This is a genomic window from Saccharothrix australiensis (assembly GCF_003634935.1).
In the GTDB taxonomy this organism is placed as follows: domain Bacteria; phylum Actinomycetota; class Actinomycetes; order Mycobacteriales; family Pseudonocardiaceae; genus Actinosynnema; species Actinosynnema australiense.
Genome location: NZ_RBXO01000001.1, coordinates 6,035,335 through 6,048,767 on the forward strand (window position 1 = coordinate 6,035,335; position 13,433 = coordinate 6,048,767).

The following is a 13,433-nucleotide window of genomic DNA, read 5'->3' on the forward strand; positions in this document are numbered from 1 at the left end:
CGGCAGTCCCCTACCGGCTGACGGGGCGAATGAACGGAGAACCGCCAACATGGGCGACTACGCCAAGGCGCTGGGGGCAAAGCTCCGCGCGATCCGCCAGCAGCAGGGCTTGTCCTTGCACGGCGTCGAGCAGAAGTCCGGCGGTCGCTGGAAGGCCGTGGTCGTCGGCTCGTACGAGCGCGGCGACCGGGCCGTGACCGTGCAGAAGCTCGCCGAGCTGGCCGACTTCTACGGGGTGCCGGTCGCGGAACTGCTGCCCGAGGGCCGCGTCCCGTCCGGTGCCGAACCCGCCACGAAGATCGTCATCAACCTGGAGCGACTGCAACAGCTGCCCGCCGAGAAGGTGGGGCCGCTCGCGCGCTACGCGGCCACCATCCAGAGCCAGCGCGGCGACTACAACGGCAAGGTCCTCTCGATCCGCACCGAGGACCTGCGCTCGCTCGCGATCATCTACGACATGACGCCGGGCGAGCTGACCGAACAGCTCATCGACTGGGGTGTGCTTCCGCCTGAGGCCCGACCGGCCAAGGAGGACTGAGGTCCCGAGCCCTCGGGGGCCGGGGGTCGGAGCGTGAGGGCCGCTGCCTGTCGTGGTCAGGGGGTGGCCCTCGGGGCTCTGCGCCGGAAAGCGGAAAAGAGAAAAAGAGAAAAAGAGCGTCCTCGCCGGACGGGCCGGCCGCCGAGGATGGGGGCACTGCTCCAAGCTTCGCTTGAAGCAGTGCAGAGCGTGTCATCCCCGTATGGCCTGCCCTGCGGGCAGGCCATACGGGGATGACACGCTGGACTCGGTGTGCGCTGGGGCGCGTGGCCGGGTGTGCGCTCGGTCAGAGGACCGCGCGCAGTTGGTCGGCGATCACGGCGATGCGGCCGAGCACGCCGTTGACGAATCGCGGGGAATCGTCGGTCGACAGTTGTTTCGCCAGTTCCACGGCCTCGTCGATGGCGACCGCGTCGGGCACGTCGGAGGCCCACAGCAGCTCGTAGAGGCCCACGCGCAGCACCGCCCGGTCGACGCCCGGCATCCGCTGGAGGGTCCAGCCCTCGGCGTGCTCCGAGATCAGGTCGTCGATCCGCGCGCGGTGCGCCGTGACGCCCTCCACCAGGCTGACCGTGTAGTCGTTGATCGGCGGCACGTCCGGTGAGCCCACTCGCTCGGCCAGGAGCGTGACCGCGTCGATGCCCCGCAGGTCGCCCTCGTAGAGGACGTCCACGGCGCGTTTCCGGGCCTTGCTGCGTGCGCCCATGTCAGCCGTTGACGCGGCCGAGGTAGCGGCCGTCGCGGGTGTCGACCTTGATCTTCTCGCCGGTCGAGACGAACAGCGGCACCTGGATCTCCGCGCCCGTCTCCAGGGTCGCGGGCTTGGTGCCGCCCGTGCTGCGGTCGCCCTGGAGGCCCGGATCGGTGTGCTGGATGACCAGCTCGACGCTGGTCGGCAGCTCCACGTAGAGCGCGACGCCCTCGTGGACGGCGACGACCGCCTCCTGGTTCTCCAGCATGTAGTTCGCCGCGTCGCCGACGGTCTCCGCCGGGATGCTGATCTGGTCGTAGGTGTCGCCGTCCATGAAGACGAAGTCGGAACCGTCCCGGTACAGGTAGGTCATGCCCCGCTTGTCCACGGTGGCCGTGTCGACCTTGGTGCCCGCGTTGAAGGTCTTGTCCACGACCTTGCCGGACAGGACGTGCTTCAGCGTGGTGCGCACGAAGGCGCCGCCCTTGCCCGGCTTGACGTGCTGGAACGCGGTGACGGTCCACAGCTGGCCGTCGAGGTTCAGCACCAGGCCGTTCTTCAGGTCGTTGGTGGTGGCCACGGGGTGGGCTCTCCTGTTACTCGTGTGCGGGCGTCCGCCGGTGTTCGGGCATCAGACGACCACCAGCTCTTTCGTGGTCAGGGTGAGGAGCTCCGGGGCGCCTCGGCGCACCACGAGCGTGTCCTCGATGCGGACACCGCCCTTCCCGGCGAGGTACACACCAGGCTCGACGGTGACCGCCATACCGGGCAGAAGTGTACCGGCACCCGCCTTGGACAGCGCTGGAGCCTCGTGGATCTGGAGGCCGACGCCGTGCCCGAGACCGTGCAGGAACTGCTCGCCGTAGCCCGCCTGCTCGATCACGTCGCGCGCCGCCGCGTCCACCGCGCTGAGCGCCGTGCCGGGTGCGAGCGCCTGCCTGCCCGCCGCCTGCGAGGCCGCCACCAGGTCGTACAGCTCGCGCTGCCAGTCGGCCGCCGAGCCGACGACCAGGGTGCGGGTCATGTCGGAGTGGTAGCCGTCGACCAGCGCGCCGAAGTCCAGCTTCACGAAGTCGCCCGCGTGCACGACGGCGTCGGTCGGGCGGTGGTGCGGCACGGCCGAGTTCGCGCCGGCCGCGACGATGGTCTCGAAGCTGGGCGCCGCCGCGCCGTGGTCGAGCATCCGGCTCTCCAGCTCGCGCGCGATCTCCCGCTCGGTGCGGCCGGGGCGCAGGCCGCCGTGCGCGATGAGGTCGGCGAGCGCGCGGTCGGCCGCCGCGCACGCCATGCGCAGCGCCTCGATCTCCGTCTCGTCCTTGACCAGCCGCAGCTCCTCCACCAGCCCGGCCGCCCGGACCAGCTCGACGTGCTCGGCGGCGTCGGTGAGGACGTCCAGGCCGTCGACGGTGACGTGGTGGCTCTCGTAGCCCGCGCGGCGCAGGCCCGCCTTGCTCGCGCGTTGCGCCAGCGCCGCGTCGCACGGCCGGTCGATGACGCGTTCCAGGTCGGGCACCTGCCGCTCGGCCTGGGTGAGGTAGCGGCCGTCGGTGCAGAAGACCGTCTCGGCGTCCGACTCGGCGGACACCAGCAGCGCGGCGTTGGAACCGGTGAAGCCGGTCAGGTAGCGGACGTTCAGCAGGTTGGTGACCAGCAGCGCGTCCAGCTCCCGGTCCCGGAGCGTGGCGCGCAGCGCGGCGCGACGAGGTGCGTACGGCATACCCGCAGCCTAGAGGCACACAGGGGGCCGCACAGCGGCCTAGGGTAAGCCCATGCGCGGGTGGCTGCCACGGGGGCTTTGGACGGGGGTGCTGCACGGCGGGGTGCAGGTCGGCACGGGCGCGGTGGCCGTGCACAGCCCCGGCGGGTCGGCGGCGGCGCGGTACGCCGCGCTGGGGCTGGTGGTCGTGGTCGGGGTGGTGTGGGGCGCGCTCGACTCACGGCGCGGCCTGGACGAGGGCGGCCTGGTGTGGTTCTCCGCCGCGCTGGTCGCCGGGCCGGTGGCCGGTGTGGTGGGTGTGCTGGGCAGGTCGCTCCTGGTGGACCGGACGGGTGTCGAGGCGCTGGGGCCGGCGTTGACCGGCGGCGCGGCGTTCACGGCGCTGCTGGTGCTGGTCGCGGCCGGGCCGGGCCTCGCGCTGGGCCGCGTGGTGCCGCGACCCCGGCGGTCGTCCTAGCGGCGCAGGTCGCCCGCCTGTTCGTAGCCGTCCCAGGTCTTCTGCGAGACGGCGGAGACCGGGGACGAGTTGAGGGTGGTCACGTCCTCGCCGCCGACCAGCCACAGCCTGCCGTCCAGCAGCAGGCCCACCCGGCCGTCGGGCGCGCGGACGGCCTTCGCGCCGGCCGGGACGCGGGCCGCCGGCGGCAGCGCGTCCACGACGGCCGGGCGGCGGTCCAGCACGCGGGTCGCGAGGCGGTCGGCCACCGAGCGGCGTTCCACCCGGACCACCTCGCCGCCGACGACCAGGTCGACGGTGTTCTCGGGCGACGGCACGGCGAACCCGTCCAGCACGCGCGCGGCGTCCTTGGACCGGCAGCCGGGCGCGTTGACCACGTCCAGGCCGAAGTGGCCCAGGTCGGTGGGCGCGGCGGCGGCGCCGTCGACGGTCGCCCGCACCACGTCGAGCGGGATGCGCCCGCACGGGTCCTCCGGCGAGACCGGCGCGTGGCCGTCGGTGGTGCGGATCAGCCCCGGCCCCTCCCGCCAGCGGCCGGGGATGGTGACGGCGGGGATCGGGTTGACCTTGAAGTCGTTGTCCCAGAAGGTGACCGTGGTGCCCTGCTCGGTCTCGTGGGCGATGGCGAAGGACCTCAGCGCGTCCACGTACATCCAGTCGGCGCTGAACGCGTCGACCACCGAGCGGGTGCGGGGCTTGCGGGTGTCGGCGACCGGCTCGAACCCGCGTTCGCCGAGGGCTTCCACGTGGTTGAGGAACGTCGGGTTGCGGGCGCGCAGGACGAACTGGCCCGCGCCGTTCCAGCCGGCGGCCCGGCCGGTGGTGTCGGTGAACAGCAGGTAGAACCAGCCGTCGACGAACAGGACGGACGGCTGGCCGACGCCGTAGGTGTTGTCGCGGGTGGTGTCGTAGGAGGGGCTGACGATGGGCATGCCGCCCGCGTCCCTGGTCCAGTGGACGCCGTCCGGGCTGGTGGCGACGCCGATGGCGTTGCCGTGGGCGTGCTCGCCCGCCGCGCCGGTGTAGTACAGGTAGTACGTGCCGCCGACCTTGAGCACCGACGGGTCGCAGACGTGCTTGCCGTCGAACCCGGCCTCGCTGCCGGACAGGACGGACTGGCCGGGGCTGCCGTCGGGCGCGGTGAAGGGCCCGTCGGGGGTCGCGCTCTCCGCGAACAGCAGGTCGTCGCCGGGCGGACCGGCATCCCGGAGCTGGCTGCACCACCACATGCGCAGCTTGCCGCCCTCGCTGACGACGGCCGGCCCGTAGTTGTACGGGGCCTCCGCGCCGGCCGCGACAACGCCGGGACTCTGCCGCCCCCGCTCGGTCCCGACCGGAGGGGCAGGCGGCGGCTTCCTGCTCGTGGTGGCAGCGGCCGAGGCGGACGAAAGGGTGGTGGACACTGGTACGGCGACCGGCGCGGCCGTGCTGGGCGCACACGCCGCCAGCACACCCAAGGCGGACAACGCTCCGAGGAGCCGCGACGGGCCGGCCATGATCTCCACTTCCGACAGACGGACGACACCGCGGAAACCGCCACGGTCCGTTTCGCCCCAGTGTAGAGATCAACTCACTCGATCGGGTGAGAGAGCCAGACCCAACCCACGCACTACCGCGCCCGCGAGGCCGCGTCGGGGTGTCGCGCCTCATTTCCCGCCGATCCCGCTTTTGGATCGGCGGGAAATCAGGCGCGACGGTCCGACTCCCAGGCGGCCGAGCCCGCCGCGACGGAGTCGCGGCAAATCCAACGCAGCGCCAACGCGTACCCCTGCACGCCCAGGCCCACGATCACCCCGTCCGCCACGGCCGACAGGACGCTGTGGTGGCGGAACTCCTCCCGCTTGTGCACGTTCGAGATGTGCACCTCGACCAGGGGCGCGGTGAGCTGTGCGCACGCGTCGCGCACCGCGATGGAGTAGTGCGTCCACGCGCCCGCGTTGAGCACGACCGGGGTGCCCTCGTCGGCCGCGCCGTGCAGCCAGCCGAGCATCTCGCCCTCGAAGTCGGTCTGCCGGACCTCCACCTCGACGCCCAGCTCGCGGCCGGTCTCCTCGCACAGGGCGACCAGGTCGGCGTGGGTGGTCGCGCCGTAGACGGCAGGCTCGCGGGTGCCGAGGCGGCCCAGGTTCGGGCCGTTGAGCACGAGCACCTTCACAGCAGCACGCTCCCGCCCGCGGTCGGCTCGGCGGCCACCGCCGAGTACGCCGCCGCGATCAGCGCCGGGTCCGGGCCCTCCAGCCGCCCTGGCTTGGCGGGCCCGTCGAGCACCACGAACCGCAGCACGCCGGCGCGGTTCTTCTTGTCCGACCTCATGCCCTCCAGCAGCTGCGGCAGGGCGTCCGGGTCGTAGCGCGTCGGCAGGCCGAGCGCGGTGAGCACGCGGCGGTGCCGGTCGGCGGTCTCGTCGTCCAGGCGGCCGGCGAGGCGGGCCAGTTCGGCGGCGAACACCAGGCCGACGCTGACCGCCGCGCCGTGCCGCCAGCGGTAGCGCTCGCGCCGCTCGATGGCGTGGCCCAGGGTGTGGCCGTAGTTGAGGATCTCGCGCAGGTCGGATTCGCGCAGGTCGCTGGACACGACGTCCGCCTTGACCTGGATCTTGCGCCGGACCAGCTCCTCGATCACCTCGCCGGTCGGGTCCAGCGCCCGCTGCGGGTCGGCCTCGATCAGGTCGAGGATCGCCGGGTCGGCGATGAAGCCGCCCTTGACGACCTCCGCCATGCCCGCGATCAGCTCGTTGCGCGGCAGCGTCTCCAGCGTGGCCAGGTCGACCAGCACCGCGTGCGGCTCGTAGAACGTGCCGACCAGGTTCTTGCCCGCGTCGGTGTTGATGCCGGTCTTGCCGCCGATGGCCGCGTCGACCATGCCGAGCAGCGTGGTCGGCACGTGCACCAGCCGCACGCCGCGCATCCAAGTGGACGCGACGAACCCGGCCAGGTCCGTCACCGCGCCACCGCCGAGGCCGACGACGGCGTCGCGGCGGCCGAGCCCGATCTGCCCGAACACGTTCCAGCAGTACCCGGCGACCCTCAGGTCCTTGCCGTCCTCCGCGTCGGGGATCTCGACGCGGTGCGCGTCGACCCCGGCGGCGGCCAGCTCCTCGCGGACCGCCTCGGCGGTCTCGGCGAGCGTGGGCGTGTGGACGATCGCCGCCTTGTCCGTGCCCCGCAGGGTCTCGACCAGGTCGCCCAGCAGGCCGCGGCCCACCACCACGTCGTACGGCCGTTCCGCGGCCACGCGAATCCGCACCGGCTCGCCCATCACCACTCCTCTTCGTCGGTCACCATTCGACCACGGTCACCCGCGGCGCGTCCGCCTCCCCGGCACCGCGCCCGGGGGTACCCCGGTCCGACCGCCGGACCGACCCGGCACGGCGCGGCCTGCCTCGGGCGCACGGGCAGGCAGCCACCGGTCCCGGCCGCGGGCGGACACCGCGGCTCGGCGGCGGTCGGCCCCACCGGTCACTCGGACGCCCGCGCCGGCTCCCACCGGTCGAGCACGGCGTCGACCACCTGTTCCGGCGCCAGGTCGTCGGTGACCACCTCGATGGTCGCCACCTCCCGGTACAGCGGCAGGCGGGCGTCGAGCAGCGCCTTGAACGTCGAGCGCGGGTTCACCCCGGCCAGCAGCGGGCGCGCGGTGGACAGGCCGGTGCGCCGCACGCCCTCGGCCATGCCGACGTTGAGGAACACCACCGCGTGGCCGGCCAGGCGGGCCCGCGTCACGGCGGACAGCACCGCGCCGCCGCCCAGCGCCAGCACGCCGTCGTGCTCCGCGAGGCCGCGCTCGACCGCCGCCTCCTCCAGCGCCCGGAACGCCGGTTCGCCGTCGGTGGTGAAGATGTCCGCGATGGGCCTGCCCGCCGCGGCCACGACGTCCTCGTCGGTGTCCCGGAAGGACGCGCCCAGCCGCTCGGCGAGCAGTCGCCCGACGGTCGTCTTGCCCGCGCCGGGCGGGCCGAGGACGACCAGCCGGGGGCTCACCGGCCCTCCCAGCGGGCTTCCAGCGCGGCGAGGTAGGCCGCGACGTTGCGCTTGGTCTCGGTGATCGAGTCGCCGCCGAACTTCTCCAGCGCCGCCTCCGCGAGCACCAGCGCCACGACGGACTCCAGCACGACGCCCGCCCGCGGCACCGCGCACACGTCCGACCGCTGGTGGATCGCCACCGCGGGCTCGCCGGTGCGGACATCCACCGTGGACAGTGCACGCGGGACGGTCGAGATCGGCTTCATCGCGACCCGCACCCGCAGCGGCTCGCCGTTGGTGATGCCGCCCTCCAGCCCGCCCGCCCGGTTGGAGCGCCGCGTCACGCCCTTCGGCCCCGTGCCCCGGTCGATCTCGTCGTGCGCCTCGCTGCCCCACCGCTCGGCGGTGGTGAAGCCGTCGCCGACCTCCACGCCCTTCATCGCCTGCACGCCCATCAGCGCGCCCGCGAGCCGCGCGTCCAGCCGGCGGTCCCAGTGCACGTGCGACCCGAGGCCGGGCGGCAGCCCGTAGGCGATCACCTCGATGACGCCGCCGACCGTGTCGCCCGCCTCCTTCACCGCCTCCACCTCGGCCACCATCGCCTCGGTGCCGCGCGGGTCGAACGCCCGCACCGGGCTCGCGTCCACCGCCGCGAGGTCGCCCGGACCGGGCACCGGCGCGTCGGCGGGCGTCTTGGCCCGGCCGATGGACACGACGTGGCTGACCACGTCGACGTCGAAGACCTGCTTGAGGAAGTGCCTCGCCACCGTGCCCAGCGCGGTCCGGGCGGCGGTCTCGCGCGCGCTGGCCCGCTCCAGCACCGGCCGCGCCTCGTCGAACCCGAACTTCTGCATGCCGGGCAGGTCGGCGTGGCCGGGGCGGGGCCTGGTCAGCGCCTCGTTGCGCCCGGTCGGCTTCAGCTCCGACGGGTCGACGGGGTCGGCGGACATCACCTTCTGCCACTTGGGCCACTCGGTGTTGCCGATCCGCACGGCGATGGGGCCGCCCTGGGTCAGCCCGTGGCGCACACCGCCGAGGATCTCGACGTCGTCGGCCTCGAAGCCCATCCGGGGGCTCCGCCCGAACCCGAGCCGCCGCCGTTCCAAGTGGACGGTCAGGTCGGCAGTGGTGACCTCCACCCCGGCGACCATGCCTTCCAGCACGGCGACCAGGGCGGGTCCGTGGGACTCCCCAGCGGTGATCCAGCGCAGCACGCGCCGAATCCTTCCACAGCGTCACCACGGACCCCACACTGACGTCAGCCAGGTCGCACCCACCGCGCCGGGACCGTGCGGCAGCCCACCCGGGGGCCGCCACAGCGCCACGACCAGCGTGATCGCGCTCGCCAGCGCCGCGCCCACCGGGAGCGCGAGCCACGACACCGACCCGAGCACCGCCCCCAGCGCGCCGGACAGCTTGACGTCGCCGCCGCCGAGGGCCGCCGGCGCCAACAGGTGCACGGCCGCGTGGAGACCGGAGAAGACCAGACATCCGATCACCGCCCGCTCGAGGTCGGCGCCGGCGAGCCACAGCGCCACCCCGAGCACCGGGTGCGCGGAGAGGGTCAACGCGTCGGGCAGGCGGCGACATCGGAGGTCCGCAGCCACCAGGAGCACGCCCAACCACGCCAGCGCGAGCGGCACCGGCAGCCACCGCGGCGGACTCGCCGCCGAGGCGACCGACCACAGGACGGCCGTGGGCAGCGCGCACCACAGCCATCGGACGTCAACGCCGCGCGGCAGGACGCGCAGCACCCTCGAACCCAGGACTCCGGCGCTGAAGCCGGACAGCGGAATGACCATGGGCCCACCGTGGCGGCTGGGCCGTTCGGAGCACAAGGGCGGGCGCGGCCGAATGGTCCATTCGCCCGAACCCGCCCTCGGCGACCGTCCTCAGCGCTGCCAGGAGAACAACGCGCCACCGGCCGCGACCGGGCCCGCGGGGGCCTGGTCGAGCAGCGCGTCGGGGGCCGCGTCCAGCGCGATGACGGGGCAGATCGGGGCGAACCCGGCCGCCTCGACCTCGGCGGGGTCCCACGTGACGACCGGCTGGCCGGCCCGCACCGCCTCGCCCTTGACCACGTGCAGCGTGAAGCCCTCGCCCTTGCGCTTCACCGTGTCGATGCCCAGGTGCACGAGCACCGCCTGCCCCTCCGCCGTCGCCACCACGAACGCGTGCGGGTGCAGCGTCACGACGGTGCCGTCGACGGGGGACACGACCTCGCCGGCCACCCGGTCCGGCTCCACGGCGACGCCGGGGCCCACCATCGCCTGCGAGAACACCGGGTCCGGCACCTCGCCCAGCGGGACGACCCGACCCGCGACCGGGCTCGCCACGCGCAACGTCACAGCAGGTCCTCGATGTCGCTCGCGATGGTGTCGGCCTCGGGGCCCACGACGACCTGGACGATGTTGCCCGACCGCATCACGCCGTGCGCGCCGAGGCCCTTGAGCGCCTTCTCGTCCACGAGGTCGCCGTCCTCCAGCTCGCAGCGCAGGCGCGTGATGCAGGGTTCGATCTCGACGATGTTGTCCGCGCCGCCCAGCGCGGCAACGATCTTCTCGGCCTTGTCCGCCACTTCAAGTCCTCTCTCGACACCCGGAGCGCGGGCGCCGCCGCTCGGCCACGGTCGCGTAACGGCGGTTGACACCCGCTTGGAGCGCGGAGCATCCTCCCCGCACCAACTGGTCTAGACCGGAAAGTACCAATCGCGGTCTGAGTGCGCGAGCACGGGGAGGTGTCATGAACCGCAACGATGTGATCGTCGACGGGCCCAAGCCCAAGCACGCCCAGCTCAGGGACATCCTGCGGCGCATGGCCGAGCAGGAGCTGCCGCCCGGCGCGCCCATCCCCTCCGAGCGCGACCTCGCGCGGCAGTACCGGGTCTCCCGGATCACGGTGCGCGCCGCGGTCGGCCAGCTGGTCGCCGAAGGTCTCCTGACCAGGGCGAAGGGCCGGGGCACCTTCACCGCCCGCCGCCGGATGGACGTCCAGCTCTACCTGGAGTCCTTCACCGACGACATGCGCAGGCGCGGGCTCGTGCCCGCGACCGAGGTGCACCGGTGCGCCGACGAGGTGCCGCCGCCCGCCGCGGCGACCGCGCTCGGCCTGCCACCCCACGAACCCGCGTGCCGGCTCGTCCGGCTCCGCCGGGCCGACGGGGTGCCGCTGGCCGTCGAACGGGGCTGGTACCACCCGCGCATCCTGCCCGACCTGCACCGGCACGACCTGACCGGCTCGCTCTACACCCTGCTGGCCGACACCTACGGCGTGCAGCTCGACCACGCCAAGCAGACGGTCTGGGCCGAGGGCGCGGACCCGGAGACCGCGAGGTTGCTGGGCATCCGGACGGGCAGCCCCCTCCTCGTCTTCCGCCGGGTGGCCAGCTCGGCCGGGCGGCCCGTCGAGGACGCGACGTCCTGGTACCGGGGCGATCTCTACCAGGTGACCATGCAATTGGACCGGACCGACCCGGAATCCGGCCCGTTCTCCGCCAAGGGAGGTAACCCATGAGCGCCAGCGCCCCACAGGCGGTCGGCGGTCGTGACATCAAGGGGCTTGCCACGCTCCAGCGCTTCGGCCGCAGCCTCATGCTGCCGATCGCCGCGCTGCCGGTGGCAGGTCTGCTCGTCCGGCTGGGCCAAGCGGACCTGCTCGGCAAAGACGGGCTGGGCCTGGACAAGGTGTCGGCCGTCGTCGGCGCCGCCGGCGGTGCCATCACCGACAACCTGCCGATCCTGTTCGCGGTCGGCATCGCGATCGGCTTCGCCCGCCGGGGTGACGGCTCCACCGCCCTCGCGGCCGTGGTCGGCCACCTGGTGCTGAACGGCGTCTTCAAGGCGCTGTCGCCGTTCGTGCTCGACCAGCCGACCGACCCCACCGCCAAACCGGTGCTGATCAACTACGGGGTGCTCGGCGGCATCGTCGTCGGCCTCATCAGCGCCCTGCTGTGGCAGCGGTTCCACAAGATCAAGCTCCCGCCGTACCTGGCGTTCTTCGGCGGACGGCGGTTCGTGCCGATCCTGGTCGCCGCCACCATGATCGTGGTCGGCGTGCTCCTCGGCCTGATCTACCCGATCTTCAACGCGGGCATCACCTCCATCGGCAACGCGGTCACCGGCAGCACCATCGTCGGCGCCGGCATCTTCGGCTTCGTCAACCGGCTGCTGATCCCGCTCGGCCTGCACCACATCATCAACAACGTCGTGTGGTTCCAGTTCGGCACGTTCACCGACGCGACCGGCAAGGAAGTCCACGGCGACATCACCCGCTTCCTGGCCCAGGACCCGACCGCGGGCACCTTCCAGACCGGCTTCTTCCCCATCATGATGTTCGCGCTGCCCGCCGCCGCGCTGGCGATCGTGCACACCGCGCGCCCGGCGCAGCGCAAGCTGATCGCCGGCATCATGGGTTCGGCCGCGCTGACCGCGTTCCTCACCGGCGTCACCGAGCCGCTGGAGTTCGCGTTCATGTTCGTGGCGTGGCCGCTGTACGTGGTCCACGCGTTCCTCACCGCCACCTCGCTGATGATCACCAACGCGCTGGGCATCCACGACGGCTTCAACTTCTCGGCCGGCCTGTTCGACATGGTGCTCAACTGGGGCATCGCGACCAAGCCGCTCCTGCTCGTCGGCATCGGGCTGGTCTACGCGGTGGTGTACTACTTCCTGTTCCGCTTCATCATCACCAAGTGGAACCTGAAGACGCCGGGCCGCGACGAGAGCGAGGACCCGGAGGACGACCCGAGCGTCGTCGAGGGCGCCGGTGACCCCGACCGGAAGAACAAGCGCAGGAACGCCAAGGACGAGGGCGCTACCGCGTCCTGAGCACGGTGCACCACAACGAAAGGACGGATCATGCCTGAGCGACGGGTCACCGTGGCGAGCAAGGTGGGACTGCACGCCCGCCCTGCCGCGCTGCTGGCGAAGGCCGCGGCCGGCCAGCCGGTGAAGGTCACCATCCACAAGGACGGCGGCGAACCGGTCGAGGCGGCCAGCGTGCTCGGCCTGATGACACTGGGCGCGATGCACGGCGACGAGGTCGTGCTGACCGCGGACGGCGAAGGCGCGGACGCCGCGCTGGAGGCCATCGCGGAACTCATCGCCTCCGACCTGGACGAGGGCTGATCCCTCCCCACCGGCCCGCGGCCCTGCTCGCACCCTCGCGCGAGCAGGGCCGCGGTCGTGTCGTGCCGGGGCAGCGGTCCGCGGGAGCACCGCGCCCGCGGACGCTCACAGCGGCAGCGGGAGCACCCCGTCGGTCGCCGCCCGCAACGCGTCGCGCATCGCCGCGCGGGGCGCGGGGCGGCCCGTGAACTGCTCGCACTGGCCGAAAGCCTGGTGCAGCAACATGTCCAGCCCGGTCGCCGACGTGCGACCGCGCCGCTCCACCGCCTGCGCCAGCGGCGTGGGCCACGGGTGGTACACGACGTCGAGCACGCAGGGCGCTTCCGCCAACGCGTCGGCCACCGGCTCGGTCGCCGCCGTCGGCACGGTGCTCACCAGCACGTCCGAGGACGCCGCCAGCGCCGCGAAGTCCGCGCCGTCCCACGGGACCACGTCGAGCCGCACGCCCGCCCGCTCCGCGCACGCCACCGACTCCGCGGCGCGCTCGGGCGACCGGACCACCAGCGAGAACGACGGCACGCCGAGCGAGGCCAAGCCCACCAGCGCGGCCGTCGCGGTGCCGCCCGCGCCCAGCAGCACGGCGCGGGACCCGCCGGTGAACCCGCACGCGGCGCGCAGCGCGCCCACCACCCCGTCCACGTCCGTGCAGTCGGCGCGCCAGCCGTCGGCCACCGGCACCAGCGTGTTCGCCGCGCCCACCAGCGCCGCGCGGGGCGTCACCGAGGAGGCGACCGCCAGCGCGGCCCGCTTGCCCGGCATGGTCACGGACAGACCGGCCCACGACGGGTCCAGGCCGCGCACCAGCGGTTCGACGCCCTCGGCGTCGCACTCCACGCGCGTGTAGGTCCACGGCAGGCCCAGGGCCGCGAAAGCGGCGTTGTGCAGCACGGGCGACAACGAGTGGGCCACCGGGGAGCCGATGACCGCGGCTTGGCGGACCAC

The 13,433-nt window shown here is 73.3% G+C and carries 17 protein-coding genes; 5 read left to right on the top strand and 12 right to left on the bottom strand.

Annotated features, from left to right (window positions below; genetic code table 11):
* The first annotated feature begins 49 nt into the window (after positions 1-49).
* On the top strand, positions 50-538 hold the full coding sequence (gene bldD / locus C8E97_RS25410; RefSeq protein ID WP_015103676.1) for a transcriptional regulator BldD: 489 nt from the start codon (positions 50-52) through the stop codon (positions 536-538).
* Between the two features lie 286 nt (positions 539-824).
* On the opposite strand, the gene nusB is transcribed toward bldD, so the two are convergent.
* The 3 genes from nusB to C8E97_RS25425 are packed head-to-tail and all read right to left on the bottom strand — an operon-like array spanning position 825 to position 2,946.
* A complete protein-coding gene (gene nusB, locus C8E97_RS25415; RefSeq protein WP_121007972.1) occupies positions 825-1,244 on the bottom strand; it encodes a transcription antitermination factor NusB in 420 nt (139 codons plus the stop codon).
* Position 1,245: 1 nt separating this feature from the next.
* Positions 1,246-1,809, bottom strand: a complete 564-nt coding sequence (efp, locus tag C8E97_RS25420; protein ID WP_121007973.1) for an elongation factor P — start codon at positions 1,807-1,809, stop codon at positions 1,246-1,248.
* 51 nt (positions 1,810-1,860) lie between these two features.
* Positions 1,861-2,946, bottom strand: a complete 1,086-nt coding sequence (locus C8E97_RS25425; protein WP_121007974.1) for a M24 family metallopeptidase — start codon at positions 2,944-2,946, stop codon at positions 1,861-1,863.
* A 52-nt stretch (positions 2,947-2,998) separates the two neighbouring features.
* Between C8E97_RS25425 and C8E97_RS25430 the strand changes: the two genes are divergently transcribed.
* Positions 2,999-3,403: a B-4DMT family transporter gene (locus tag C8E97_RS25430; protein WP_121007975.1), complete on the top strand. Its 405-nt coding sequence runs from the start codon at positions 2,999-3,001 to the stop codon at positions 3,401-3,403.
* Here the strand turns inward: C8E97_RS25430 and C8E97_RS25435 are convergent.
* The 8 genes from C8E97_RS25435 to C8E97_RS25470 form a co-directional block, all read right to left on the bottom strand.
* Positions 3,400-4,899 carry a glycoside hydrolase family protein gene (locus tag C8E97_RS25435; RefSeq protein ID WP_121012352.1) on the bottom strand — a complete coding sequence of 500 codons (1,500 nt, stop codon included), beginning with the start codon at positions 4,897-4,899 and terminating at the stop codon, positions 3,400-3,402. The genes C8E97_RS25430 and C8E97_RS25435 overlap by 4 nt on opposite strands.
* A 188-nt stretch (positions 4,900-5,087) precedes the next feature.
* Entirely contained in the window at positions 5,088-5,558 is a 471-nt protein-coding gene (gene aroQ, locus C8E97_RS25440) for a type II 3-dehydroquinate dehydratase (RefSeq protein WP_121007976.1), read from the bottom strand.
* Positions 5,555-6,661 carry a 3-dehydroquinate synthase gene (gene aroB / locus C8E97_RS25445; RefSeq protein WP_121012355.1) on the bottom strand — a complete coding sequence of 369 codons (1,107 nt, stop codon included), beginning with the start codon at positions 6,659-6,661 and terminating at the stop codon, positions 5,555-5,557. Before aroB ends, aroQ begins: the two co-directional genes overlap by 4 nt.
* A 200-nt stretch (positions 6,662-6,861) precedes the next feature.
* Positions 6,862-7,383 carry a shikimate kinase gene (locus C8E97_RS25450; protein WP_121007977.1) on the bottom strand — a complete coding sequence of 174 codons (522 nt, stop codon included), beginning with the start codon at positions 7,381-7,383 and terminating at the stop codon, positions 6,862-6,864.
* A complete protein-coding gene (gene aroC / locus C8E97_RS25455) occupies positions 7,380-8,579 on the bottom strand; it encodes a chorismate synthase (protein WP_121007978.1) in 1,200 nt (399 codons plus the stop codon). The genes C8E97_RS25450 and aroC overlap by 4 nt, the downstream gene beginning before the upstream one ends.
* Positions 8,580-8,600: 21 nt before the next feature.
* A complete protein-coding gene (locus C8E97_RS25460; protein WP_246019155.1) occupies positions 8,601-9,167 on the bottom strand; it encodes a prepilin peptidase in 567 nt (188 codons plus the stop codon).
* Positions 9,168-9,257: 90 nt separating this feature from the next.
* Positions 9,258-9,713: a PTS sugar transporter subunit IIA gene (locus C8E97_RS25465; RefSeq protein WP_121007980.1), complete on the bottom strand. Its 456-nt coding sequence runs from the start codon at positions 9,711-9,713 to the stop codon at positions 9,258-9,260.
* Positions 9,710-9,943 (bottom strand): PTS sugar transporter subunit IIB, encoded by a 234-nt coding sequence (locus tag C8E97_RS25470; RefSeq protein WP_121007981.1) that lies wholly within the window; start codon positions 9,941-9,943, stop codon positions 9,710-9,712. Before C8E97_RS25470 ends, C8E97_RS25465 begins: the two co-directional genes overlap by 4 nt.
* A gap of 164 nt (positions 9,944-10,107) precedes the next feature.
* Here C8E97_RS25470 and C8E97_RS25475 point away from each other — a divergent pair, with 164 nt between their 5' ends.
* The 3 genes from C8E97_RS25475 to C8E97_RS25485 are packed head-to-tail and all read left to right on the top strand — an operon-like array spanning position 10,108 to position 12,491.
* Positions 10,108-10,878, top strand: a complete 771-nt coding sequence (locus C8E97_RS25475) for a GntR family transcriptional regulator (protein ID WP_121007982.1) — start codon at positions 10,108-10,110, stop codon at positions 10,876-10,878.
* Positions 10,875-12,191, top strand: a complete 1,317-nt coding sequence (locus tag C8E97_RS25480) for a PTS transporter subunit EIIC (RefSeq protein ID WP_121007983.1) — start codon at positions 10,875-10,877, stop codon at positions 12,189-12,191. The genes C8E97_RS25475 and C8E97_RS25480 overlap by 4 nt, the downstream gene beginning before the upstream one ends.
* A gap of 30 nt (positions 12,192-12,221) precedes the next feature.
* Entirely contained in the window at positions 12,222-12,491 is a 270-nt protein-coding gene (locus tag C8E97_RS25485; RefSeq protein WP_121007984.1) for an HPr family phosphocarrier protein, read from the top strand.
* A 105-nt stretch (positions 12,492-12,596) separates the two neighbouring features.
* Here the strand turns inward: C8E97_RS25485 and C8E97_RS25490 are convergent, their stop codons facing one another.
* Positions 12,597-13,433: a shikimate dehydrogenase gene (locus tag C8E97_RS25490; RefSeq protein ID WP_121007985.1), complete on the bottom strand. Its 837-nt coding sequence runs from the start codon at positions 13,431-13,433 to the stop codon at positions 12,597-12,599.

Bases quoted from the DNA above. Each gene is read 5' to 3' on its own strand.
- bldD (WP_015103676.1), top strand. From the start codon at position 50: ATGGGCGACTACGCCAAGGCGCTGGGGGCAAAGCTCCGCGCGATCCGC.
- nusB (WP_121007972.1), bottom strand. From the start codon at position 1,244: ATGGGCGCACGCAGCAAGGCCCGGAAACGCGCCGTGGACGTCCTCTAC.
- C8E97_RS25425 (WP_121007974.1), bottom strand. From the start codon at position 2,946: ATGCCGTACGCACCTCGTCGCGCCGCGCTGCGCGCCACGCTCCGGGAC.
- C8E97_RS25430 (WP_121007975.1), top strand. From the start codon at position 2,999: ATGCGCGGGTGGCTGCCACGGGGGCTTTGGACGGGGGTGCTGCACGGC.
- C8E97_RS25435 (WP_121012352.1), bottom strand. From the start codon at position 4,899: ATGGCCGGCCCGTCGCGGCTCCTCGGAGCGTTGTCCGCCTTGGGTGTG.
- aroB (WP_121012355.1), bottom strand. From the start codon at position 6,661: ATGGGCGAGCCGGTGCGGATTCGCGTGGCCGCGGAACGGCCGTACGAC.
- C8E97_RS25460 (WP_246019155.1), bottom strand. From the start codon at position 9,167: ATGGTCATTCCGCTGTCCGGCTTCAGCGCCGGAGTCCTGGGTTCGAGG.
- C8E97_RS25475 (WP_121007982.1), top strand. From the start codon at position 10,108: ATGAACCGCAACGATGTGATCGTCGACGGGCCCAAGCCCAAGCACGCC.
- C8E97_RS25480 (WP_121007983.1), top strand. From the start codon at position 10,875: ATGAGCGCCAGCGCCCCACAGGCGGTCGGCGGTCGTGACATCAAGGGG.
- C8E97_RS25485 (WP_121007984.1), top strand. From the start codon at position 12,222: ATGCCTGAGCGACGGGTCACCGTGGCGAGCAAGGTGGGACTGCACGCC.